General features: G+C 43.7%; 19 protein-coding genes. 13 read left to right on the top strand and 6 right to left on the bottom strand.

What is annotated here, in order from left to right; genetic code table 11:
- The first annotated feature begins 143 nt into the window (after window positions 1-143).
- The 4 genes from galE to M0Q51_10455 all read left to right on the top strand — a co-directional run bounded on the left by galE (window position 144) and on the right by M0Q51_10455 (window position 4,656).
- Window positions 144-1,154 (top strand): UDP-glucose 4-epimerase GalE, encoded by a 1,011-nt coding sequence (gene galE, locus M0Q51_10470; GenBank protein ID MCK9400399.1) that lies wholly within the window; start codon window positions 144-146, stop codon window positions 1,152-1,154.
- Window positions 1,133-2,758, top strand: coding sequence for a hypothetical protein (locus M0Q51_10465; GenBank protein ID MCK9400398.1), 1,626 nt, complete (start codon window positions 1,133-1,135; stop codon window positions 2,756-2,758). The genes galE and M0Q51_10465 overlap by 22 nt, the downstream gene beginning before the upstream one ends.
- A 75-nt stretch (window positions 2,759-2,833) precedes the next feature.
- Window positions 2,834-3,895 (top strand): dTDP-glucose 4,6-dehydratase, encoded by a 1,062-nt coding sequence (gene rfbB, locus M0Q51_10460; protein MCK9400397.1) that lies wholly within the window; start codon window positions 2,834-2,836, stop codon window positions 3,893-3,895.
- A 14-nt stretch (window positions 3,896-3,909) separates the two neighbouring features.
- A complete protein-coding gene (locus tag M0Q51_10455; GenBank protein MCK9400396.1) occupies window positions 3,910-4,656 on the top strand; it encodes a hypothetical protein in 747 nt (248 codons plus the stop codon).
- On the opposite strand, the gene fabD is transcribed toward M0Q51_10455, so the two are convergent.
- The 6 genes from fabD to M0Q51_10425 all read right to left on the bottom strand — a co-directional run bounded on the left by fabD (window position 4,643) and on the right by M0Q51_10425 (window position 9,972).
- Entirely contained in the window at window positions 4,643-5,536 is an 894-nt protein-coding gene (gene fabD, locus M0Q51_10450) for an ACP S-malonyltransferase (GenBank protein ID MCK9400395.1), read from the bottom strand. The genes M0Q51_10455 and fabD overlap by 14 nt on opposite strands.
- Window positions 5,537-5,613: 77 nt before the next feature.
- Entirely contained in the window at window positions 5,614-6,162 is a 549-nt protein-coding gene (folE, locus tag M0Q51_10445) for a GTP cyclohydrolase I FolE (protein ID MCK9400394.1), read from the bottom strand.
- A gap of 120 nt (window positions 6,163-6,282) precedes the next feature.
- Window positions 6,283-6,663, bottom strand: a complete 381-nt coding sequence (locus M0Q51_10440) for a hypothetical protein (GenBank protein MCK9400393.1) — start codon at window positions 6,661-6,663, stop codon at window positions 6,283-6,285.
- Between the two features lie 3 nt (window positions 6,664-6,666).
- Window positions 6,667-6,918 carry an AtpZ/AtpI family protein gene (locus M0Q51_10435; protein MCK9400392.1) on the bottom strand — a complete coding sequence of 84 codons (252 nt, stop codon included), beginning with the start codon at window positions 6,916-6,918 and terminating at the stop codon, window positions 6,667-6,669.
- Entirely contained in the window at window positions 6,878-7,294 is a 417-nt protein-coding gene (locus M0Q51_10430; protein MCK9400391.1) for a polymer-forming cytoskeletal protein, read from the bottom strand. Before M0Q51_10430 ends, M0Q51_10435 begins: the two co-directional genes overlap by 41 nt.
- Window positions 7,295-7,320: 26 nt before the next feature.
- A complete protein-coding gene (locus tag M0Q51_10425; GenBank protein MCK9400390.1) occupies window positions 7,321-9,972 on the bottom strand; it encodes a hypothetical protein in 2,652 nt (883 codons plus the stop codon).
- Window positions 9,973-10,174: 202 nt separating this feature from the next.
- Here M0Q51_10425 and M0Q51_10420 point away from each other — a divergent pair, with 202 nt between their 5' ends.
- From M0Q51_10420 to pheT, 9 genes are all read left to right on the top strand, one after another.
- Window positions 10,175-11,056, top strand: coding sequence for a M23 family metallopeptidase (locus M0Q51_10420; GenBank protein ID MCK9400389.1), 882 nt, complete (start codon window positions 10,175-10,177; stop codon window positions 11,054-11,056).
- Window positions 11,057-11,124: 68 nt separating this feature from the next.
- Window positions 11,125-12,450, top strand: a complete 1,326-nt coding sequence (gene rseP, locus M0Q51_10415; GenBank protein MCK9400388.1) for an RIP metalloprotease RseP — start codon at window positions 11,125-11,127, stop codon at window positions 12,448-12,450.
- 110 nt (window positions 12,451-12,560) lie between these two features.
- On the top strand, window positions 12,561-13,541 hold the full coding sequence (locus M0Q51_10410) for a type IX secretion system membrane protein PorP/SprF (protein ID MCK9400387.1): 981 nt from the start codon (window positions 12,561-12,563) through the stop codon (window positions 13,539-13,541).
- A 107-nt stretch (window positions 13,542-13,648) separates the two neighbouring features.
- Entirely contained in the window at window positions 13,649-15,028 is a 1,380-nt protein-coding gene (locus M0Q51_10405) for a formylglycine-generating enzyme family protein (GenBank protein ID MCK9400386.1), read from the top strand.
- 102 nt (window positions 15,029-15,130) lie between these two features.
- Entirely contained in the window at window positions 15,131-16,111 is a 981-nt protein-coding gene (gldL, locus tag M0Q51_10400) for a gliding motility protein GldL (protein MCK9400385.1), read from the top strand.
- Between the two features lie 53 nt (window positions 16,112-16,164).
- Entirely contained in the window at window positions 16,165-17,814 is a 1,650-nt protein-coding gene (gene gldM, locus M0Q51_10395; GenBank protein MCK9400384.1) for a gliding motility protein GldM, read from the top strand.
- An 18-nt stretch (window positions 17,815-17,832) separates the two neighbouring features.
- On the top strand, window positions 17,833-18,684 hold the full coding sequence (gene gldN / locus M0Q51_10390) for a gliding motility protein GldN (GenBank protein MCK9400383.1): 852 nt from the start codon (window positions 17,833-17,835) through the stop codon (window positions 18,682-18,684).
- 83 nt (window positions 18,685-18,767) lie between these two features.
- Window positions 18,768-20,873 carry an ATP-dependent DNA helicase RecG gene (gene recG / locus M0Q51_10385; GenBank protein MCK9400382.1) on the top strand — a complete coding sequence of 702 codons (2,106 nt, stop codon included), beginning with the start codon at window positions 18,768-18,770 and terminating at the stop codon, window positions 20,871-20,873.
- A 59-nt stretch (window positions 20,874-20,932) separates the two neighbouring features.
- On the top strand, window positions 20,933-23,395 hold the full coding sequence (gene pheT, locus M0Q51_10380) for a phenylalanine--tRNA ligase subunit beta (protein ID MCK9400381.1): 2,463 nt from the start codon (window positions 20,933-20,935) through the stop codon (window positions 23,393-23,395).
- Window positions 23,396-23,408 lie beyond the last annotated feature (13 nt).

The raw sequence follows: 23,408 nt of genomic DNA, 5'->3' as shown, positions 1-23,408 counted from the left end.
TAGACCTATTGTGCCAACCTATGTGCCCTATTGTGACTATTGTGTTGAAAAAAATAACCAATCATTCACACCTGGAATTTTCTTTACTTTGTATAAAGTCTTAAATAATACATACCAAAATTAAATTAACAACCATCTCCGGCATGAAAATCCTCGTCACAGGCGGAACAGGCTATATCGGATCACATACCGTGGTGGAATTGCTACAGAAGGGCTACGAGGTCATCATCGTGGATAACCTGTCGAACTCGACGGCAACTGTTGTGGAACGCATCGCGATGATCACCGGGGTCAAACCGGTATTGGAAGTATTTGACCTGTGCAATGCACTCAAAACATCCCGCCTGTTTGAAGATCACCAGGATATTGCGGCCGTTATTCACTTTGCTGCACTCAAGTCAGTTGGTGAGTCGGTGAATGAACCCTTGAAATATTACCGGAACAACCTGCTGTCCACTATCAATCTATTGGAAAGCATGGTGAAATACAATATCCGTCATATTGCCTTTTCTTCCTCCTGCACCGTTTACGGACAGCCGGAAAAGCTCCCGGTGACGGAGCAATCACCATTGCTGAAAGCAGAATCCCCGTACGGTAATACCAAAAAGATCATGGAAGACATCATTGCCGACACGGTTAAAACATCTGAACTGACAGCAATATCCTTGCGCTACTTCAACCCGATCGGTGCTCATGAATCGGCTTTAATCGGAGAAGCACCGTCTGTAATTCCGGATAACCTGGTCCCATATCTTACCCAGACCGCTATCGGCATCCGTCCTTTTTTAAGGGTTTTTGGAGATGATTACGATACCCCCGACGGTACACCGGTCAGGGATTACCTTCATGTGGTAGACCTGGCTAAGGCGCATGTTATGGGTTTAAAAAGAATGCTTGATGGAAAAGCGAAAAGCCGGTATGAAGTTTTCAACCTGGGAACGGGAAAAGGAATTTCGGTGATGGAGGTCATCCAATCTTTCGAACGGGTTTCCGGATTGAAACTCAATTATCAGATCGTTCCCCGCAGACCCGGTGATATTGAAAATATCTGGGCCGATCCTTCTTATGCAAATAAAGAGCTGGGTTGGAAAGCAGAGATTGATCTTGACAATATGATGAAGTCGGCATGGGAATGGGAAAAAGCAAGGAAATAACATTAATCATTCTATTCTTTTCGGGTTATTTCGTTCTCGGACTATCACTGGTCGACGATTATGGTATTCACTGGGATGATCATGCGCAATACCTGCATGGATTAGTTACAGCGGATTATATCAATGAATTATCCGGTAGATGGCTTGCAGATGAACCCTTTTCGGGTATCAGGCTGGAAGATTACAAAGACAGGACGCATGGAGTAATATTCCAGGTGGTAACCCTTGGTATTCAACATCTCCTGGGCATAAGTGATGCCAGGAGTATCTTTCTTCTTCGTCATTATTTTACTTTCGTGATCTTTTTCACCGGCCTCATTTTTTTCTTCCGCCTTTTAATGTTACGCTTTGATAATCGAGCCATAGCTATGCTTGGGGTACTGTTCATGATCCTCAGTCCGAGGATTTTCGCTGATTCATTCTACAATTCCAAAGATATCGTTTTCCTGTCCCTGCTTATTATTAGCCTATGGACTCTCTTCCGCTTCCTTCAACATGTCACTTTTGCTTCTGCAACCTTTCATGCACTTGCAAGCGCATTGCTTATTTCCACGCGGATTGTCGGTGTCTTCGTCCCTGCTGTTACTTTGCTTTTTCTCTTCCTCAAACCGTTCATATTAAAGGAGGAATTTATAATCGGATCAGCATTGAAAGCTGCCGGAATCCTTGCAAGTCTTCGGGTTGTGCTGATCAAAGGGGGGTATTACCTATTCATGATATCCCTGCTTGCAGTGGCTTTCTGGCCTTATCTCTGGAATGACCCTTTCAGGCGGTTTATTGAAATTTTTACTACCATGAGTCATTTCAACTGGGATGATCCGGTATTGTTTCGCGGGAATTTTTTTCAGCCTTCAAATCTGCCGTTTTATTACATCCCTTTCTGGATAATGATCACAACCCCTATATTGTATTCGGTTTTTTTCCTTTTCGGGCTAGGTTTTTCCGTTTTCGGGCGCGAGCATGGATTATCCCTTTTATTTGACAGTGTATGCCTTGTGGTGTTCTTTATGCCTCTTATTTCAGTTATCCTTCTTGGATCAGTCATCTACGACGGCTGGCGGCAGTTGTTCTTCCTGTATGTTCCTTTTTTGCTCCTTTCTCTTGTTGGGCTTCATAAGATCCTGAACTTAATTAAAAGGAAAGTCCGGCAGGGTGCCGTAACGCGGTTAAGGTGGTCTTTGTTCCTTATCGTGTCGTTTTCGTGTGTGAGCACTGCATCATTTATGATCAGGTGCCATCCGCATCAGAACGTGTATTTTAACTTCCTGGCAGGAAAGAATACGACAAAAAATTTTGAAGCGGATTACTGGGGACTTTCTTACAGGCAGGTTTTGCAACATCTTCTTGATAATGATCCTTCTGATACGATTAAAATATTATCAGTGAACTGGCCTGGAAAAGCCAATGCCGATATATTTCCGCAGGAACAAAGAGTTCGGCTGCAATTTACAACATCCGATAAAGCCCATTATTATATTTCAAATTACCGTTTTCCTCCTGAGCATGATAAGTTGATCAATCTGGAATACCCTTATAACCAGCCGGTATTCGAGATTAAGGTGAGAGGGAACAGGATATCAGGTGCATATCTTTTGAACCGCTAAACGCAGGTTAATGGAGGGTAAATCGTTTCAGTATGGATTATATTGTTATTTTTACGCTTTAAGTAATATTGATTTATGAATTTCAGATCGACCATCCTCATTACCGGCGGCGCCGGATTCATCGGCTCTCATCTCGTCCGCCTTTTTGTAAAAAAATATCCGGATTACCGGATCATCAACCTGGATGCACTGACTTATGCCGGTAACCTTGAAAACCTCCGGGATGTGGAAAATAGTCCGAATTACGAATTTGTCAAGGCAGATATAGCCGTCGAAAAGCAGGTTATGCAAGTATTTTACCGCTACCAGCCTGACAGCATCATCCACCTTGCAGCAGAATCTCATGTCGACCGGTCGATTTCCAATCCTACCGGGTTCATCTACACTAACATCATTGGTACGGTGAACCTGCTGAACGCTGCCCGCATGATCTGGCAGGAAAACACCGTTGATAAACGATTCTACCATATTTCGACCGATGAAGTTTACGGTTCGCTTGGGCATACCGGTTTCTTCACCGAAACTACTCCTTATGACCCGAAAAGCCCATACTCGGCTTCAAAGGCCAGCAGCGACCACCTGGTCAGGGCTTATCACCATACGTTTGGCCTTCCCGTCGTGCTTTCCAATTGTTCAAACAATTACGGACCCAACCAGTTCCCGGAAAAGCTGCTCCCGTTGTTTATCAACAACGTCCGGCATAATAAACCGCTTCCGGTTTATGGTAAAGGAGCGAATGTCCGCGACTGGCTTTATGTTGAAGACCATACCAGGGCGATAGATGTCATCTTCCATCAAGGAAAAGATGGGGAAACCTATAATATCGGAGGAAATAACGAATGGAAGAATATCGACCTGATACTTATTCTTTGCAAGCTGATGGATGGAAAGCTGAAACGCGCGGCAGGAACGTCGGAAAAGCTTATCACTTACGTAAAAGACCGTGCCGGCCATGACCTCCGCTATGCTATCGATTCATCGAAGCTACAGAAAGAATTAGGCTGGAAACCAACTATTACCTTTGAGGAAGGCCTTGATAAAACGATTGATTGGTATTTGGCAAACCAGGAGTGGCTGGATCATGTCACTTCGGGGGATTATCAAAAGTATTATGAGAATCAGTATCTTAAAAGATGATAATAGAATAAGCTGTGTTTAAAAAATTATTCTCCGGCGATGCCACTACATCATCCTTAACCGACTTCTCAGCGGTTAAAGCCGACATGCATTCCCATTTGATCCCCGGTGTTGATGATGGTGCGAAGACGCTGGAAGATTCAATTATGCTGGCCCGTCGCATGTATGAGCTGGGTTTTAAAAAACTTGTCACTACTCCGCATATTCAGGATGAATTTTTCCGCAATACCCCGGAAATCATACTTAATGGACTGGAAAAGGTCAAGGGAGCCCTGAAATCTGAAAATATTCCGGTGGAAATTGAAGCTGCTGCTGAATATCTGATCGATGACGGATTTGAAGCAAAAGCATCTCAAGGAAACTTGTTGACATTCAGTGGGAAATATTTGCTGGTGGAGCTTTCTTATTATAACCCCCATCCAAATCTTAAAACTTTTATATTTAATCTTCAGGTTGACGGATATAAAGTCATCCTGGCCCATCCTGAGCGTTATACTTACTGGTTCAGTGATTTTTCAAAGTATGAAGACCTGAAGGACCGCGGGGTATTCTTCCAGGTCAATCTCGTGTCGCTGGCAGGCTTTTATCCCGATCCGGTGAAAAAAATGGCTGAAAAGCTGATGGAAAAAGGGATGATCGAGTTTGTCGGCAGCGATATGCATAATACCAATTATATGCAGGCATTGGAAAAATGCCTAAAGGAGAAATCCCTTGCAAAACTGGTTGCATCCGGGAAATTACTTAATGCTACACTTTCTTAAACTCCGCGCTCATAGCAGGAATATCCCGCTTTACTTTTTTGATCAACCCTTGCAGCACATTTCCCGGTCCCACTTCAATAAACATAGATACGCCGCTGGCGATCATATTGCGCATGGATTGGGACCAACGAACCGGTGAGGTTAATTGCGCGATCAGGTTTTTCTTGATGATCTCCGGGTCGACTACCGACTGGCCGGTCACATTCTGGTAAATGGGGCAGGTGCCTTTATTAAATTTGGTGGCTTTGATGGCATTGGATAATTCCTCGGCTGCGGGTTGCATGAATGGGGAATGGAAAGCTCCGCTGACATTGAGGATAACGGTTTTTTTCGCGCCGGCTTCAGTCAGTTTCTGACAGGCAATTTCTATCCCTTTTACACTTCCTGAGATTACCAGCTGGCCAGGGCAATTATAATTGGCCGGGACAACGATCTCGTTCTTAATATGGTTGAGTACACGCTCCACATCTGCATCTTCCATCCCGATCACGGCGGCCATGGTTGAGGGCTGCAGTTCGCAAGCTTTCTGCATAGCAATGGCCCTCTTGGAAACCAGTTTCAGGCCGTCTTCAAACGACAGGACTTTATTGGCTACCAGGGCTGAAAATTCCCCGAGGGAATGGCCGGCAACCAGATCGGGTTTGAACGCATCGCCCAAAACCCTGGAAAGTATCACGGAATGGAGGAAAATCGCAGGCTGTGTCACCTTTGTCTGGCGAAGGTCATCATCAGTGCCCTCGAACATGATTTCAGTGATATTAAAGCCAAGGATGGTATTGGCTTTGCTGAACAGTTCCCTGGCTAGAACAGACCCTTCAGACAGATCTTTTCCCATCCCGGCAAACTGGGCCCCCTGGCCTGGAAAAACGTAAGCTTTCATGCTAATATCTAAAATTTGCTTGACAAAAAAGTTGCACAAATGTAGCAATTTTTCCCGATTTCAAAACTGAAAGCGTCTTAATGCAGGTTTGACCCTATCAGGTGTATAAATTCCTCACGTGTAGGTTCCCGCAAAAAAGCGCCCGTGAAATCGGAAGTAGTAGTGATGGAATTTTGTTTTTGGATACCCCTCATAGCCATGCACATGTGCAAAGCTTCAATAACTACGGCAACCCCAAGTGGTTTAAGGGTATTCTGGATACATTCCTTGATCTGGGTCGTCAGGCGTTCCTGGACTTGCAATCGCCTGGCAAATGCGTCAACAACGCGTGGGATCTTGCTTAATCCAACTATATAACCGTTCGGGATATAAGCAACATGGGCCTTTCCAAAGAAAGGGATCATATGATGCTCACAAAGGGAATAAATCTCAATGTTTTTTACTATGACCATTTGTTTATAATCTTCCTTGAACATGGCCGAAAGAAGAATCTCTTCAGGGTTCAGCATATAGCCATGAGTCAGGAATTGCATTGATTTGGCTACCCGCACTGGTGTATCCAGTAATCCCGCCCGGTCCGGGTCTTCCCCGATCATTTTCAAAATTTCACGGTAATGGCGGGCCATGCTGTTAACCCTTCTGTAATTGTAATTGTCGATCTTTTCATAGCCGTCCATCTCATTGATCTCGGCCATCTCTTTTAGTCTGTTTTTTTTCATTTCAGGGATAATTTATCAGAAACAGGCCTATTCTTTTGTCTGGGCAAGAATAGTGACCACTTCAAATACAGTATAAAATATATAAAGGATAAAAAATGAGAGGATGAATGGCAATATGCCTTCCTTCACATAAAAAGCATAAACAACCACAACTATCAAATAGTTCATCAGTTTTAAGAAAGTGGCCAGCATGAAATAGGAAACGAATTTCCTCGGATTCAAGGCGCTGATCCTGAGCAGGATATAATGAACCAAAGCTGTGATAACATAAAAAAGTATGAAAAGATAGGGCAATGCCGGGGAGATCATGCCGCCAGGTAAGAATCGGCTCAAAATAAAGGCAAGGAGTCCGAGGATCAGGCTTAAGATCGTGAGTCTTATGACGAATTGCAGATACTTTTTTCTCATTTATTATAAGGGCCTTTTTTTATCAGAACCTCGGCCAGGTTTAAGCAAATCCTTGGTAACTGTATAAATGGCAAGTATTACCGATAAAATGGATAAAATGATAGTAAAAACCGGAACGGTAAGCTTCAGCCACTCATCAAGCTTAATTCCGCCGAAGACCCCGATCAGTATAATGATCAGCATCTGGAAGGCGATGCTTGAGTAACGAGTGTAGTTATCCAGTGACTTTTTCTTTTTCTCTGGTGAAAGATCCATCCTGTTTGTTTTCCTGATGCTTAATGGTCAAGGGTTCATCCTCCATATTGCAAGTGCCTGAAAACCTGGCTCCGGGTTCTATGGCCAGTTTGCTTGTATATACCTCCCCGGTCATTTTAGAAGTGGATTTTAAGGATAATAACTCCTTGACCCGGAGAATTGCCTTGACCTGGCCAGATATGTCTGCATTCTGGCAGTTGATGTCACCTTCGATACTCCCGGATACACCGACAACTATTTTGCCATTCGACTGGATAGATCCATGAAGGATCCCGTCAACCCTGAAATCTCCGTCAGAACGGATATCGCCCTTGATGCTGGTTCCTTTGCCGATCATATTGACGGCAGGGGTTTCGCTAATGATAGTTTTTGCCATTTATCGTAAAGTTTATTGCAGGTTGTCTATTTTGTATAATTTTTTTCGAAAAACTTAGAGTACCCCCCGATATCTTTTTCTTTGAAAAAGATTGGATAGTTCTCCGTGGATATGACAAAGTTATAAAAAGTTCCTTCTTTCAGATCAGCAAAAACATATTCACTTGCAGATATTGCATCCAGATAGTCCTTTGCCTTGGCAGAATTGTTGAAATTGCCTATAGTAATAAGGTAGTGCAGATTATCCAGCACCAGACTGTTAATATTCAGTTCTTCAAGACTATAGTACTTTATATTGTAATCTGAAAGCTTAACTTTAAATGGATTTAACCTTATTTCCCTTGAATCAGCCACGATCATGAACATGTGCTGATTACTGGGATTAAATTTATATGGAGATAGTTTTTCCTCAGGTATTTCTTCCGGGAGGACAAAGTTTTCATCCTTAAATTCAGGGTTTTCCTTGATAATAGTGACCAGGATACTCTGAGATAAAGTCTTGATATCACTTGTAGGATACTTTGTGATGATCATTTTCAGTTGCGAAACCAGGGAATCAACCACATCGATCTTGCCGATAGAAATTGCTTTCAGATAAGCAAACCTGGGTGCAAATTCGATTGTGTCGCCATAAAGGGAGAAAGCCAGGTCGCTCTTGGCGATGACCTGGAAATACAGGCCTGCCTTATAATCTTTGTAGGTCTCTTCGTAAAGCTTGGCCGCTTTGTTTTTTTCCGCAACAATTTTAGCATAATATTCCGGGTCAGAAAGAACCTTTGCATAATCACTGTCGGGATATTGCGAGATTATCAGGTTTTTGTAAAATTGGGCCTGATCAGCCTGCCCTATTTCAAGATTAATTTTATACAAATAATAATAAGATAAAAGCTCGTGGTCATTTTCAGGGAATCGTTTATTCATTGTCTCAAAGGCCTCTCTCGACTTTTCATTGTCCTTTAACCCGTCCTTGTATACTTTGCCGGATTTGAAATAGGCTTCCAGGATTTTCGTGTTTGAAGCTGCTTGTGCTTCCTCTGTGAATGGCAGGTCTTTAAGGTAATATTGACGGGTCTCGGGATTTTTTTCAACTGCAAGGACCGAATCCGACTTGGTTGTATCGGCAGATGCTTCAATGTCCTCACCTCCGAAAGAAATAGCCTGTTTATCACTGATCCTCCAGAGATCTTCAAGTTTCCGCCTGCCCCATTTCTTTACGAACTCCGCGTACCCGTATTCCTTGGTCTGGGTATTATAAAAATACCATTTACCTCCAACCGGCAGGCCCGGTGCACCAGGACCGCTGATTGAAACTGCCTGCTCCTGGATGGTCAGGGCTTGTTCTAATTTCTGCTGTTCAGCCAATCTTGCCATCTCTTCTACATAAGCGACAATAATCTTGTCAATGACCGCATTCCGCTCAGACTCACTCATATTGACCAGGCGCTGGAGGCTGTCTTCATGCTGGATGGTAATGAGGCTCTCGACAAGGTCCGTCAGTATCTTTGTTTTGTTCTCGATCTGGGTATAATTGGGATAATCCATGGGAATAATCATCATAGCTGTATCGTAATATGCCTGGGCATTTTCATATGATGGCATTTCAAAATACAGATCGGCTAGTGTAAGAGCTGATGTTGCCCGTTGATAATTATTGTTAACGGATGAAGACACGGACAATCTGAAGTATTTCAGGGCCATAACGGTGTCCCGGTCCCTCATGGCAACATCCGCCAGGGCAAAATAAATCTGATCCTTATAGTCTTTGTTTTTGTCATCTTTTAACATCTTCGTCAGAATCTTGGTAATCTGCTGGCGGTCACCTGAATTAATATCATAAGACTTGGCCAGGTTGATCCTTGCCTGGAAAGCCATATCATAGTTTGGATTCCGCTTGATCATTTTACCATACCATTCCGACGCCCGGGAAAAATCCCCGCTTTGTTGAAAAATCTGGCCAAGGATGAACATCATCCGTGTTTTAAGATCGCGTTTGGGGTTGTAATATATACCCTCAACCAGGTAATCCACAGCACGGTCGTAATATTCCTGCCGGATGTAAAGATCTGCGTAAACCTGTGGCAATATTTTTACAACATCGTAAGGTACAATGCCTTTGGTAACATCCACTGTGATAAGATTTAACATTGGCTCAGATTTTTCAAATTCCCCCGTTTGATTATAAGTGATTGCAAGCCAGATCATAGCAGTATATTTGATCTCATTATACCCGTATTCCTGTATAATGAAATTAAAAGTACGCCGGGCACTGAAATATTCCTGTTTATAAAAATAGGCTTTCCCAATCATCAAAAAGGAATCATCGATCCATTTCACCTTTTCCGTCCCGCCAAAAGGCATGGAATGTTTTTGAATGGCAACTGAAGCTTTCTGAATCGCCCGGTCCATCTGAGGATTTAATAACTGAGCCTCCTGCTTGGTACCAAAATTAAATACCGGCAACACCTTGGCATAATTTTCCTTGGCCGACTTAAACAGTTCAATCGTCCCTTCATTCAAACTCTCATTCCCGTTAAAATAAACATTATAACGTGACGTGAGATTATGATATAAACGCCTGGTAAAGGTGTTTTTCTTTACAGAACAGGAATACAGGGTCACAAGGAGAATTAAAGCCCCGGTTGCAAAGAATATCTTACGGTATGAAATTCGGCCTGGCACGATTATCAGGTAAATACTGCACGGTTTATTTATAGAATGAAATCCGGATCGATCAGCCTGTAAAGGCTTTAGTATTAACTAAATTTTTATAAAAATATTTTATACTGCCTGCGAACTTTGTAAAAAGAGCGAGCCGTGCAAAAGTAAATAATATTCCCGATCCCCGAAAATTTCCGATATTTGCAGGTTGAATCCCAGTGGAATGGCGCAAGAAATAAAAAAGAAGGAAAAATGGTACCGGAAGCTCAGGAATAAGTATAAACTGGTCATCCTGAACGATGAAACATATGAGGAAAAAATATCTTTCAAGCTTAGCCGGCTTAATGTATTTGTGGCATCCGGTACGATTGCAATCCTGCTGATCATCATTACAACCATAATCATCGCTTTCACCCGGTTGCGGGAATATATCCCGGGGTATACCGATGTTAATTTATATGAACAATTATACAAGATCGAGGAACTGACTGATTCACTTGACGCGGATGCCCGGCAGAAATCCCTGTATCTCGAAAACCTGCGGCTTATCCTTTCCGGCAAGGATACCACGATTATCAGTCCGCTTAAAGAAGATACAGTTGGAAATTACAGTAATATTTCAAGCTTTGCATCCCGGGATGATTCAGCATTCAGGGAAGAATTTGAAGAACAAATGATGGGTAGTGAAGTCAGGATCCCTGATCGTGATCATGGCGGATCAAGGCCGGATATCAGCAGTTTTTCATTTTTCACCCCACTGAGGGGGATCGTGACAAGCAAGTTTGACCCGGCATCAAGACATTATGGCGTGGATATCGTATCCGTTCAAAATGAAGCTATCAAGGCCACCCTCGATGGGGTGGTCATCTTCAAAGGCTGGACACTTGAGACAGGATATACCGTCTGCCTGCAGCATGAAAACGACCTGGTTTCCGTTTATAAGCATAATTCAGCTATACTCAAAGAACAGGGAAGTTATGTAAAAGCCGGCGATCCGATTGCTATCATTGGAAGTTCCGGGGAATACAGCACAGGTCCTCATCTGCATTTTGAACTTTGGTATAACGGGGTACCTGTCGACCCGACAGATTTTATTAAGTTCTGACCAGGGCAACAATGATAATGGCACGAAATTTAATGATTGATCAAACAATTTAATACCTGATAATAGAAATGGATATTTTTATCAAAATAGCTCAGCTTCTCTTAAGCCTGTCAATTCTGGTAGTATTTCATGAATTTGGCCATTTTCTTGCCGCCAAAGCTTTTAAGACGCGGGTAGAAAAGTTTTATCTTTTCTTTAATCCCTGGTTTTCATTATTTAAGTTTAAATTTAAAGATACCGAATATGGAATGGGCTGGCTTCCCCTGGGCGGATATGTCAAAATCTCAGGTATGATCGATGAATCGATGGATCGGGAAGCGATGAAAAAGGAACCTCAGTCCTGGGAATTCCGGTCAAAACCGGCATTGCAGCGACTTATCATCATGATAGGCGGGGTAACGGTTAATGTTTTGCTTGCTTTTGTTATTTATATCGGAATCCTTGCCGTGTGGGGAGAACAATATCTTCCGACCTCCCAGGTCAATAAATATGGCATAGTAGCTGATTCCCTGGCCAGTGAGATGGGTTTGCAAAATGGCGACCGTATCTTATCTGTAAACCAGCAAGTTGTAAATGATTTCAATAAAATCCCTATGATCCTCATTTTGGAGGAAGCTAAAACTATCCGGGTCGAGCGGGATGGTCAGATATTAGACCTCGCGATACCGCAAGGAATATTAGGAAAACTTGTCAAACATAAGGATCCAAACTTTTTATCACCGCGTTTCCCTTTCGAAGTGGAAGGATTTTCCAATCAATCTACGGCCAAAGATGCAGGTATTGAAGTGCAGGATAAGATCATATCTATCAATGGGGAACCTACAAACTATTTTGATGAGTTTGCCAGGTCCGTGAAGAGCCATAAAGGAGAAACGGTTCAGGCTGTCGTTGTCAGGGGGAATGATACCTTATTGTTTAGCATGCAGGTTTCAACCGAAGGATTGGTCGGGATCTATACAAATCCAACAAAATATTTCGAATTCGAAGAAAAAAATTACAACCTGTTCCAGGCTATTCCTGCCGGCTTTGTCAAAACTTATGATGGGATCGGCAATTACCTGAAGCAGCTTAAATTACTGTTTTCGCCTGAGGTTAAGGCTTATGAATCTGTTGGCGGTTTTATCACGATTGGAAGCATTTTTCCACCGACCTGGGACTGGCCTGCTTTTTGGCGGTTGACTGCTTTCTTGTCGATCATGCTGGCAATCCTTAATCTGCTTCCTATACCTGCTCTTGACGGGGGACATGTGATGTTCCTGGCCTATGAGATCATCAGCGGACGCAAACCCAGTGATAAATTTATGGAATACGCCCAGATTGCCGGCATGGTTCTGCTTTTTGGCCTGCTGATCTTTGCCAACGGCAATGATATTGTCAAGCTGTTCAATAAGTAATTCCCAATTGCAGTAATGATTTAAAATAATCCTAAATAATCATCGTTTTGCACTCCTGTAAATATTTTTAGTTACTTTAGCGTTTTGTTTTTCTAACCGTTTCTCTGAAGATGAAATTTAGCAAGGTCATTCTACTGACTATACTGCCGCTTCTCTTTTCTTTCTGGCTTGTCAATGCGGTGCAGGGTCAGCAGGAGCCCAATTTTTCGCAGTATATGTTTTACGGGCTGACCTTCAATCCTGCTTTGGCCGGTAATGATAATGCCGTTTCTATTACAGCAGCTGACCGTATTCAATGGACAAGTTTTGGAAAAGAAGAGGGAGAACAGGTAGCACCCCGTACTTATTTCGTTTCTGCCGACCTCCCTATTCGTATTCTTAAGGGAGGAGTCGGTGCGGTGATCATGCAGGATGCTCTCGGTCATGAAAAGACCATTTCAGTCAAAATTGGTTATGCTAACCAGCGAAACCTGGGATTCGGAAAACTGGGCATTGGTACACAGATTGAGTTTAATAACCGGTCCATTGATTTTTCCAAGCTTAGGCCGGCAGGTGAAGATCCCTTGATAGGACAATTAGCAAAGGAAAGCGAAATGCTGATCGACTTTTCACTGGGCGTTTTTTATAGAGTGCCTGGAAGCTATTATCTAGGTGTATCCGGCTTACACCTTGTTCAGACAAAAGGTAAACCTCTTGCCGAACTTGATCAGGGCGGCCTCAGAATGAAACTCGACAGAACTTTTTTCATTACAGGGGGCTATGAAATTACATTTCCCAGAAATCCTGATTTTCAGTTAATTCCTTCAGTTATTATTGAGTCAGATCTTGCAAAGACCAGGCTTGATGTTAATGCAATGCTTCGCTATAAGGAATTAGTATGGGGGGGCGTGGGCTATCGTCTTGGTGAATCTGTAATAATCTTGCTGGGAGTGCAGTATAAAGATTTCAGGATAGGTTATTCTTATGATATTAATGTCAGCAAACTTGCATTGCCTTTTTTCGGTGGCTCTCATGAAATCATGCTGAATTACCGGTTCAAACTTGAACTTGAAAAAGGAAGAAAAAGCTATAAAAACACCAGATTTCTATAATTATAAGAAAAAAAAAGCATTATTGTTTTAATATTTTTTATTTTTGGACACTTTTTCAAAATAAAACATTACAAAGTTCGTTATAATTTGGCCAAAAAAAGATTGTTATGAAAAGACTTCCCGCATTCTTGCTGATACTCGCTGCAGCAGGTACGTTTTACAGCTGCAACAACTCTGGTAATGGAGAACTGGTGGGTGTCAGCCGAAAGACCAGGCCTTTCTTTCAACCTGATCCTTTCGGGATGGTATTTATTCCGCAGGGTAGCTTTACCTTGGGTGTTGGTGATCAGGATATTGCTTATTCCTTTGTCCAGGAACCAAAAACAGTTTCCGTTGCAGCTTTTTACATGGATGAAACAGAAATCACCAATGATGAGTACCGTCAATTTGTTCAGTGGGTTCGCGATTCTATAGCCCTCCGCGTATTGGGGGATATCAGACCAGATGAATTTCTGATCCAGGAAAATGCGAAAACAGGAGAGGTTTATGATCCCCCGCTGGTAAACTGGGATGCTGATATCGATTGGAATAGTGATGAACAGGATGTCAGGGATGCACTGGAGGCTATGTATATCCCTGAACATGAGCGATATTTCAGGAAAAAAGAGGTCGACGCCCGTAAATTATTCTATGAATACTACTGGATTGATTACCAGGCAGCTTCATATAAAGACTGGACTGAAGAGGCAAATTCCGAAAATGGAGCTTTTGCTAACAGGCCCCAGGGAATGCGTGACCGTTCAGTTTATGTTCGTAAAGAACTGATTAACGTTTTTCCGGATACTTTGTGCTGGATCCACGATTATACTTATTCCTTCAACGATCCGTTAACCAAATCCTATTTCTGGCATCCTGCTTATAATTTCTACCCTGTTGTAGGGGTTAACTGGAAGCAGGCCAGGGCATTCTGTATCTGGCGCACAGAACTAATGAACAATGCTTCAGATAGTAAAAAAGGTGAAGCTGATATAGTTGATTTCAGGCTTCCGACTGAAACTGAATGGGAATGGGCCGCAAGAGGGGGCTATAACAATAACCCATATCCATGGGGCGGACCCTATACAAGAAATGAAAGAGGGTGTTTCCTGGCTAACTTTAAACCACTTCGCGGAAATTATCTCGATGACGGCGGTTTGCGGACTGTCATTGTGGGCCATTATCCACCTAATGATTTCGGTTTATATGACATTGCCGGAAATGTTTCAGAATGGACTATCAGCGCCTATGATCCTTCTTCCTATAATTTTACCTGGGATATGAACCCGAATTATACTTATAATGCTAAAGAAGATGACCCGCCAGCTATGAAAAGAAAGGTCATTCGCGGAGGTTCCTGGAAAGATTTAGCTTACTACATGCAAGTCTCAACAAGAGATTATGAGTATCAGGACACTGCAAAGAGCTATATAGGATTCCGTAGCATCCTGCCTTACCTTGGAAGAAATAAGGATGATAATCCATCAAGGGCTTCAAGAGTATATAATTAATCAGCAAAAGAGAATTCTCAATAAACAACCAATAAAAACCTCTTTATCTTTAATAACATGGGATTAAACACATTTGTCAGAAGACGCGGATTCAGAAATTTCATGGCCAAACTGTACGGTTGGGGTGCATCAATCGTAATCCTTGGCGCTTTGTTCAAAATTAACCACTACCCTTTCGCAAACGAAATGCTTGTCGTTGGTTTAGGAACAGAAGCTTGCATTTTCTTCTTCTCAGCATTTGAACCTCCTTACGTAGAACCAGATTGGAGCCTGGTTTACCCTGAATTGGGCGGTATGTATCACGGAGATGGTACAATCGATGGTATAAAACAAAAAAAGCCTACCCAGGAGTTGGATGATTTGCTCAAGCAGGCCAATATCGATAAACAACTGATAGACAGGTTGGGTGACGGACTTAAAAGACTCAGCGATAATACTGCTAAGCTTTCTGACATTACTGATGCTGCAGGCGCTACCAATGAGTACGTTACCAGAGTCAAAGGAGCCTCCAAATCGGCTGAGAATCTATCCAAATCCTATGATTTGACATCCGAAACGCTTCAAAAAGATGCCAATGCTTCCGCACATTATATGAACAGCATCAAAAATGCAGGCGATAATGCAGCACATCTTTCTACTACTTACAAAGAAGCATCAGATATCCTTAAAAATGATATCACGGTGACGAAAGAATTTACGACCAGCATGAAAATGGCCATGGATTCTGCCAACTCACTTGCTGAGCAATACACAAAATCGGCAGAAGTTCTTTCCCAATCGGCAAAGAAACTTGATTTTTCAGCCGTTGACGGAAAATCTTACAATGAGAAATTACACCAGATTTCCGAAAAACTGTCCGCTTTAAATTCTGTTTATGAACTTCAACTGCAGGGCAGCAATGAACAGATCCAGTCTACCGCTAAGGTTCGTGAAACAATGACCGAGCTGCTGAAAAACATGAAGGAATCAGCAGATACCATGGCAGTTTATAAAGAACAAATGAATCTGCTTACCCAACGGATATCCTCCCTTAATGAGGTTTACGGTGGTATGCTTACTGCAATGAGCGGAAGGACTAAGTAAGGTCCCCGGTTGATATGAAAACAGATTTTTAACAGACTTAATTCCGAAAAAATATGGCTGGATATAAAGAGACACCGCGGCAGAAAATGATTGCCATGATGTATCTTGTGCTGACTGCCCTGCTGGCTCTTAACGTTTCCAAAGATATGCTCGAAGCTTTCCTGGTGGTTAACGAAAGTATGGAAAATACGATCGAGGTCTTCGAACATAAATTGGGAAACCTTTACGGAGAATTTGAAAAGCAATATCAGCTCAAACCTCAGAAAGTGGGCGACTACTGGCAAAAAGCACAAGAGGCCAGAAGGTTATCCAATGAGTTAAAAAAATATGTCGAGCACATGATTTTTGATGTGGTCAGGCAATCAGAAAACAAGGATTCCCTCACTTTAATACAGGATTCATTTGAGACGAAAATGATGCAGGACCCCGATGATCCCAGAAAAGAAATTGCGGTGCCTATGTTGAATATGTCCAAAGTTTCGACTAAGGATAAATATGATGAGTCAACCAATTACTTTATCAATAGGAAGCAAGCCGAGAAACTCAGGGAAAAGATAGAAGCATACAAAACCGCAATGCTTAATATTGTTCCACCTGAATTCCGGGGGAATATCAAAATGGGGCTGGAGACCGAGGGGCCTTTCTTCAATGCGGATGGTAATAAACAAACCTGGGAGTTGCACCATTTCTACCATACAATTCTTGCTGCTTCCGTTACCATCATGAATAAGATCAAAGCCGAGGTTCAGACAGCAGAATTTGACATTGCTGCCGAATTATTCAGTGAGATTGATGTTTCCGACTTCAAATTTGATAAAATTGAAGCAAAGATTATTCCTACAACTAACTATGTGTTGCAAGGGGATAAATATGAAGCTGAAGTCCTTGTTACGGCTTTCGATACCAGGCAAACCCCTGAGGTCTTTGTGCTGCAGGGGGCAGACGAGATTACAATTAGCAATAAAGACCGCGCTCAGCGGGTGGAGGGTAAGGATGGGATCGTGAGACTTTCCTTCCCGGCAGGTGCTGTTGGTCTCCAGAAATATGCCGGTGTGGTCGAAGTTGTATCGCCTGAAGGAGAAAGAATCCCCTATAAGTTTTCCGGGGACTATGTCGTTGCACCGCCTTCACTTACGGTTGCGGCTACTAAAATGAATGTTTTTTATATTGGTGTTGATAACCCTGTTTCTATCTCCGTTCCGGGCATCGCGGAGGCAAACCTTCGTGCTTCAATCTCTGTTGGAACATTGACCCGTGATGCTACGGGCAAAAGCTGGATCGTCAGGGTACCACAAGGGCAGAAAACCGTTATTTCTGTCAATGCAGATATCATGGGCACCACGCGGAGCATGGGCTCTGCTGAATTCAGGATCAGGAGAGTACCCAGCCCGAATGCAGAAGTTGCCGGACAGTTGGAAGGTGCGATCGATAAAAGCACCTTGCTGGCAGCCGGAGCTATTATCCCGGTCATGAGGGATTTTGAATTTGAACTCTTCTTTGAAGTTAAATCTTTCCGAATGACTACCATCGTCGGTGGTGACGGGATCTCTAAAAGAGGCAATGGCAATCGTTTCTCTGAAGAAATGATCAGCATGATCCAGGGCGCCCGTAAAGGACAAAAATTCTTCTTTGAAAATATACAGGCCGAAGGTCCTGATAAAATACCCAGAAGCCTGAACCCGATTTCATTGGAAATTAAATAATCACTCGTGGAGGTTACTATGAAAAAAATCGCATTTATCATCATAACAATGATTATCCTGGCCGGATTTGGCGGACCTGTCCGGTCTCAGATCCTGGACAATCCGCCGCAGGATGTTATTTATTACGATAACGACCTGGAAGATGTGAAACCGATACCATTGCCATCAGTCCGGAAAGCTGATATCATGTGGTCAAAAAGGATCTGGAGAGAAATAGACATGCGGCAGAAGATGAATCAGCCATTCTATTTCCCATTGGAACCGCATAATAACTGGAGGAATTTCATCACTGTCATTATGGATGCCCTGAAAGAAGGCTCGATAACAGCATACGACATTTCCGGTAGTACGGATGAATTCCTCGTTCCGCTGAATTACCAGGAAATCGTTACCCGGCAAACCGATACGTTCCACCGGGAACTTACCAGGCCTTATCCTCCTTATGACCAATTTGATACGGTCATTTACTCGGAATTCGACCCGAATAAAGTAACACGGCTCAGAATAAAAGAGGATTGGTATTTCGATAAAAAGAGATCCCAGATGCTGGTACGTATCCTGGGTATTTGCCCGGTTATGATCAAGGAACGGAACGATGAGGAATTCAACGAACCCCTGTTCTGGATCTATTATCCGGAAGCCAGGCCGATCCTGGCACAGGCTGAAGTCTTTAACAGGTTTAATGATGCCGCCCGGCGGTCGTACGATGAAATCTTCATGAAAAGGTTCTTTAACAGTTATATTTATAAAGAACAAAATGTTTACGACAGAAGGATTTCAGAGTATGCCCAGGGCCTGGATGCCCTGCTTGAAGCCGAAAGGATAAAACTTGAACTCCTCGATTTCGAACAAAGCCTCTGGGAATACTAAACAAGACATCTAAACCCGAAAAAGCCGCCCAACCAATTGAGGCGGCTTTTTTTTATATTTGTAAGTTGCTCAAATCAGGCCAAATGACAAGAGAATACCTGGAAACACCCGTCGAATTCCTGAAGGGAGTGGGCCCCAAAAGGGCTGAATTGCTGAGATCGGAATTGAATGTCCATACCTTTGGCGACCTGATAAGCTATTATCCTTTTCGCTATATTGACCGGAGCCGTATCTTTAAGATAAGCGGGATCGAGCCGGATATTGCCTTTGTTCAGCTTCGGGGAACCATCAGCAATATCAGGATTGTCGGGGAAAAGCGCGCCAGGCGGATGTCTGCCGTCTTCCGTGATGATACCGGGGAGATAGAACTGGTCTGGTTCCAGGGTATCAAGTGGATAGAAGGAACCATACTTCCAAATATCGAATACATTGTTTTTGGGAAACCGACGATCTTTAACCGCCGTTATAATATTGCCCACCCCGAAATAGAACGTGCCGAGGAATTCACGAAGACTATCACCCAGACTTTGCAGGGAATTTATAGTACTACTGAAAAGCTTAAGAACAGGGGATTGAACAATAAAAACCTGGTTAAACTTCTGAAAGAACTTATTGTCCAGGCCCAGGGAAAAGTGCCGGAAACCTTATCGTCGGAAATCCTTGCCAAACTCAGCCTGATGAACCGGGAAGAGGCATTACGAAATATTCATTTCCCTGAGGATCAGGGAAAGCTGCTGAAAGCCCAGGCCCGGCTCAAATTTGAAGAACTCTTCTTTATCCAGTTGAGCTTGTTGAAAGATAAACTCCTCAGGCAGCAAAAGATCAATGGTTTTGTTTTCGGCAATGTCGGAGAAAATGTAAACCGGTTCTATAAGGAAAAACTTCCCTTTGAACTGACCGAAGCCCAGAAAAAGGTGATCCGCGAAATAAGGAAAGACCTTGGCGCCGGCAGGCAGATGAACCGTTTGCTGCAAGGGGATGTTGGCAGCGGAAAAACACTGGTGGCGCTGATGTCGATGCTTATTGCCCTTGATAACGGTTACCAATCGTGCCTGATGGCACCTACAGAAATCCTTGCCGGCCAGCATTTAAACACACTGATGCGGATGACCGACGGGCTCGATATCCGCATTGGTATACTGACCGGCTCGACACCGGCTGCTAAACGCAGGGTGCTGCATGAGCAGCTTCAGTCAGGAGAAATGAAAATCCTCATCGGGACGCATGCACTTATCGAAGACCCTGTCCTGTTTAAAAATCTTGGGCTGGTGATCATCGATGAACAGCACCGTTTTGGGGTTGCCCAACGGGCGAAAATGTGGAGCAAAAGCGACAACCCGCCACATATCCTGGTAATGACGGCTACGCCTATTCCGCGGACTTTAGCGATGACCCTTTATGGTGATCTGGATATCTCAGTCATTGATGAACTTCCGCCCGGGCGAAAACCGGTAAAGACATTGCTTTATAATGATGCTGCACGGCTGAAGATCTTCGGCTTTATGAAACAGAAGATAAAGGAGGGACGGCAGATTTATGTGGTCTACCCACTGATCAAAGAGTCGGAAAACCTCGACCTCAAGCATTTGATGGATGGCTATGAGAGCATAGTCCGCGATTTCCCGCTTCCGGAATATGCCGTCAGCATTATGCACGGGCAGATGCGTCCGGCAGATAAAGATTTCGAAATGAAGCGGTTCGTCAAAAACCAGACCCAGATCATGGTCTCTACAACGGTGATCGAAGTGGGTGTAGATGTGGCGAATGCTTCCGTCATGGTCATCGAGAATGCGGAAAGATTTGGTTTGTCGCAGCTACACCAGCTCCGGGGCCGTGTGGGAAGGGGCGCCGATCAGTCTTACTGTTTGCTGATGACCGGCGAAAAGGTGTCACAGGAGGCACGGAAGAGGCTGCAGACGATGGTAGAGACGAATGATGGATTTAAGATTGCCGAGGTCGATCTTCAGCTTCGTGGACCCGGTGATTTGCAGGGTACGCAACAGAGCGGCCTGCTTGACCTGAAGATCGCCGATATTGTGCGGGATGAAAAGATCCTCAAGTATGCCCGCAGCCTCGCTTCAGAAATCCTTCAGGCCGACCCTTCACTTGAACAGGAAAAAAACCGCCCCCTGGCAAGGCAATTAGCCTTGATGAAAAAAGATTTTATTAATTGGAGCCTGATTAGCTGAAAATGCGAAATGCTCAATTTTCTTACCTTTGCTTGCAACATTTTCATAAAAAAATCATCATGAAAATATCCTATAACTGGCTGAAACGTTATGCTGATTTTGACCTTCAACCGGGAGAAATTTCCAGGCTCCTCACTAACTGTGGCCTGGAGGTTGAAAGCTTCGAAAACTCCGAATCTGTTAAAGGCGGACTGAAAGGGGTTTACATAGGTAAGGTGGTGGAATGTGCCAGGCATCCAAATGCCGACAAGCTCAGCCTGACTAAAGTAGATATTGGCACCGGCCGGCTGCTGTCGGTGGTCTGCGGTGCCCCCAATGTAGCAGCGGGACAGAAAGTGCCGGTAGCCACTGTCGGAACGATAATTTACAACGGCGATAAGCCATTCGAGATAAAGGAGGCGAAAATCCGTGGTGAATTCTCCGAAGGGATGATCTGTGCCGCAGATGAGCTGGGACTTGGCTATTCGCACGAAGGGATCATGGTGCTCGATCCGGATTCCGCAATAGGAACCCCTGCCGCAGAATATTTCAACCTGTCTGAGGACACTATTTTTGAGATAGGCCTTACGCCAAACCGCACTGATGCAACATCCCACTGCGGCGTGGCCCGCGATCTGATCGCAGTGCTGAATCAACACAGTAAGGAAAAGAAATTCCAGATGAACTGGCCTTCTGTTGATCAATTTTCAATTGATAATCATAGCCTTAATATCCCTGTCATCGTCGAAGACATTGAACAATGCCCGCGATACAGCGGTGTGACCATATCAAGTGTAAAAATCGGCGATTCACCGGCCTGGCTGAAGAATCTTCTGAATGCAGCCGGTATCCGGCCCATCAATAATATCGTCGATGTGACCAATTTCGTCATGATGGAGCTTGGCCAGCCACTCCATGCTTTCGATGCAGATGAAATAAAAGGCGCAAAAGTAATCGTCCGCAAAGCCAGGCAGGATGAGTCTTTTATTACCCTCGACGGGGTGGAAAGAAAACTCAGCCATGAGGATCTGATGATCTGTAATGCCGAAGATGGCATGTGCATTGCCGGGGTATTTGGTGGTGCGGTTTCCGGCGTTACAGATTCAACAACCAACATCTTCCTGGAAAGTGCTCACTTCAATCCCCGCGGCATACGGAAAACTTCGCGCTATCATGGCCTGCAAACCGATTCCTCCTTCCGCTTTGAGCGTGGCTCCGACCCGAATATCACGGTCCATGCCCTGAAAAGGGCTGCCCTGCTGATCCGGGAACTGGCAGGAGGAAAAATATCTTCTGAAATCATTGATAGTTATCCGGTACCTGTTGAACCGGCTAAAATATCTGTCAAATGGAAGAATATTAACCGCCTGATCGGGAAAGAGATCGGGCATGAAATCATCAGGTCAATCCTTTCCGACCTTGGTATCAAAATAGAACAGGAATCGGCGGAAGCTCTTTCACTTATTGTTCCAACCTTTAAAACCGATGTAACACGTGAAGCAGATGTCATTGAAGAGATCCTGCGCATCTACGGGTATGATTTTATCGAAATGACCGGCCAACTGCGGTCTTCACTTTCATTTTCCAACAAGCCGGACCCTGAAAAGATCCGCAACCTCATATCGGATTTACTTAGCAGCCGGGGCTTTAATGAGATTATGAACAATTCGTTGACACGCGCCAGGTATGCAGAAGAAAGCTCCTGGCTGGATGCAGGAAACAGCGTTAAACTGCTTAATCCCCTGAGTAACGATTTCAACGTGATGCGGCAGACTTTGCTATTCGGTGGCCTGGAGACCATAGCCTATAATCAGAACCGGAAAACTTCTGACCTTAAATTGTATGAATTTGGCAGAACCTACAAGATTCATCCTGAAAAAAAGAATGCAAATCAATCCCTTGCCCAATATGATGAACACGAACGTCTTGGTATCTGGATTACCGGAAAACGGGAACCGGAAAGCTGGCGGACGAATGATTCAAAGGCTGATTTTTTTGACTTGAAGGCTTCCGTGCATGCCATCCTGGTCAGGTTGGGATTTAATGCTGAAGAAATCGGGAAATCTAATTTTACGGATGATTTATTTGAGGAAGGAACAGCTTATACTTATCGCCAAATTACAATGCTAAAGTTTGGCCAGCTTAAGAAAAAGGAATTGAAACGCTTTGACCTGAAGCAGGAGGTCTTGTATGCTGATTTTGACTGGGAAAAAATTATCAGGTTGTTATCTGAAAATAAGGTTACATACAACGAGGTTGCAAAATTACCCGAAGTTCGCAGGGACCTTGCCTTAGTGCTCGATATGTCGGTCAATTACGAGGATCTTGAGCAGGCTGCTTACCAGGCAGAAAAGCATATTCTAAGGGGTGTTAGCCTTTTCGATGTTTACCAGGGTGAAAAGATCGGACCGGGAAAGAAGTCTTATGCCATTAGCTTTTTGCTGAGGGATGATGAAAAGACCCTCACCGACCATATCATTGAGAAAACGATGGGAAAAATCCTGCGCGCTTTTCAGGATAAATTCCATGCTTCCATCCGTTAATAAACTTATTCAT

Source organism: Bacteroidales bacterium (assembly GCA_023229505.1).
Taxonomy (GTDB): domain Bacteria; phylum Bacteroidota; class Bacteroidia; order Bacteroidales; family JAGOPY01; genus JAGOPY01.
The sequence above is the reverse complement of the archived record's forward strand: the minus strand, read 5'-3'. Positions and strand labels throughout refer to the sequence as shown.

Bases quoted from the DNA above. Each gene is read 5' to 3' on its own strand.
- M0Q51_10440 (MCK9400393.1), bottom strand. From the start codon at position 6,663: ATGAGAAAAAAGTATCTGCAATTCGTCATAAGACTCACGATCTTAAGC.
- M0Q51_10410 (MCK9400387.1), top strand. From the start codon at position 12,561: ATGAAATTTAGCAAGGTCATTCTACTGACTATACTGCCGCTTCTCTTT.
- gldL (MCK9400385.1), top strand. From the start codon at position 15,131: ATGGCCAAACTGTACGGTTGGGGTGCATCAATCGTAATCCTTGGCGCT.
- M0Q51_10435 (MCK9400392.1), bottom strand. From the start codon at position 6,918: ATGGATCTTTCACCAGAGAAAAAGAAAAAGTCACTGGATAACTACACT.
- M0Q51_10465 (MCK9400398.1), top strand. From the start codon at position 1,133: ATGGGAAAAAGCAAGGAAATAACATTAATCATTCTATTCTTTTCGGGT.
- gldN (MCK9400383.1), top strand. From the start codon at position 17,833: ATGAAAAAAATCGCATTTATCATCATAACAATGATTATCCTGGCCGGA.
- rseP (MCK9400388.1), top strand. From the start codon at position 11,125: ATGGATATTTTTATCAAAATAGCTCAGCTTCTCTTAAGCCTGTCAATT.
- rfbB (MCK9400397.1), top strand. From the start codon at position 2,834: ATGAATTTCAGATCGACCATCCTCATTACCGGCGGCGCCGGATTCATC.
- galE (MCK9400399.1), top strand. From the start codon at position 144: ATGAAAATCCTCGTCACAGGCGGAACAGGCTATATCGGATCACATACC.
- recG (MCK9400382.1), top strand. From the start codon at position 18,768: ATGACAAGAGAATACCTGGAAACACCCGTCGAATTCCTGAAGGGAGTG.
- fabD (MCK9400395.1), bottom strand. From the start codon at position 5,536: ATGAAAGCTTACGTTTTTCCAGGCCAGGGGGCCCAGTTTGCCGGGATG.
- pheT (MCK9400381.1), top strand. From the start codon at position 20,933: ATGAAAATATCCTATAACTGGCTGAAACGTTATGCTGATTTTGACCTT.
- folE (MCK9400394.1), bottom strand. From the start codon at position 6,162: ATGGCCCGCCATTACCGTGAAATTTTGAAAATGATCGGGGAAGACCCG.
- gldM (MCK9400384.1), top strand. From the start codon at position 16,165: ATGGCTGGATATAAAGAGACACCGCGGCAGAAAATGATTGCCATGATG.
- M0Q51_10420 (MCK9400389.1), top strand. From the start codon at position 10,175: ATGGCGCAAGAAATAAAAAAGAAGGAAAAATGGTACCGGAAGCTCAGG.
- M0Q51_10430 (MCK9400391.1), bottom strand. From the start codon at position 7,294: ATGGCAAAAACTATCATTAGCGAAACCCCTGCCGTCAATATGATCGGC.
- M0Q51_10405 (MCK9400386.1), top strand. From the start codon at position 13,649: ATGAAAAGACTTCCCGCATTCTTGCTGATACTCGCTGCAGCAGGTACG.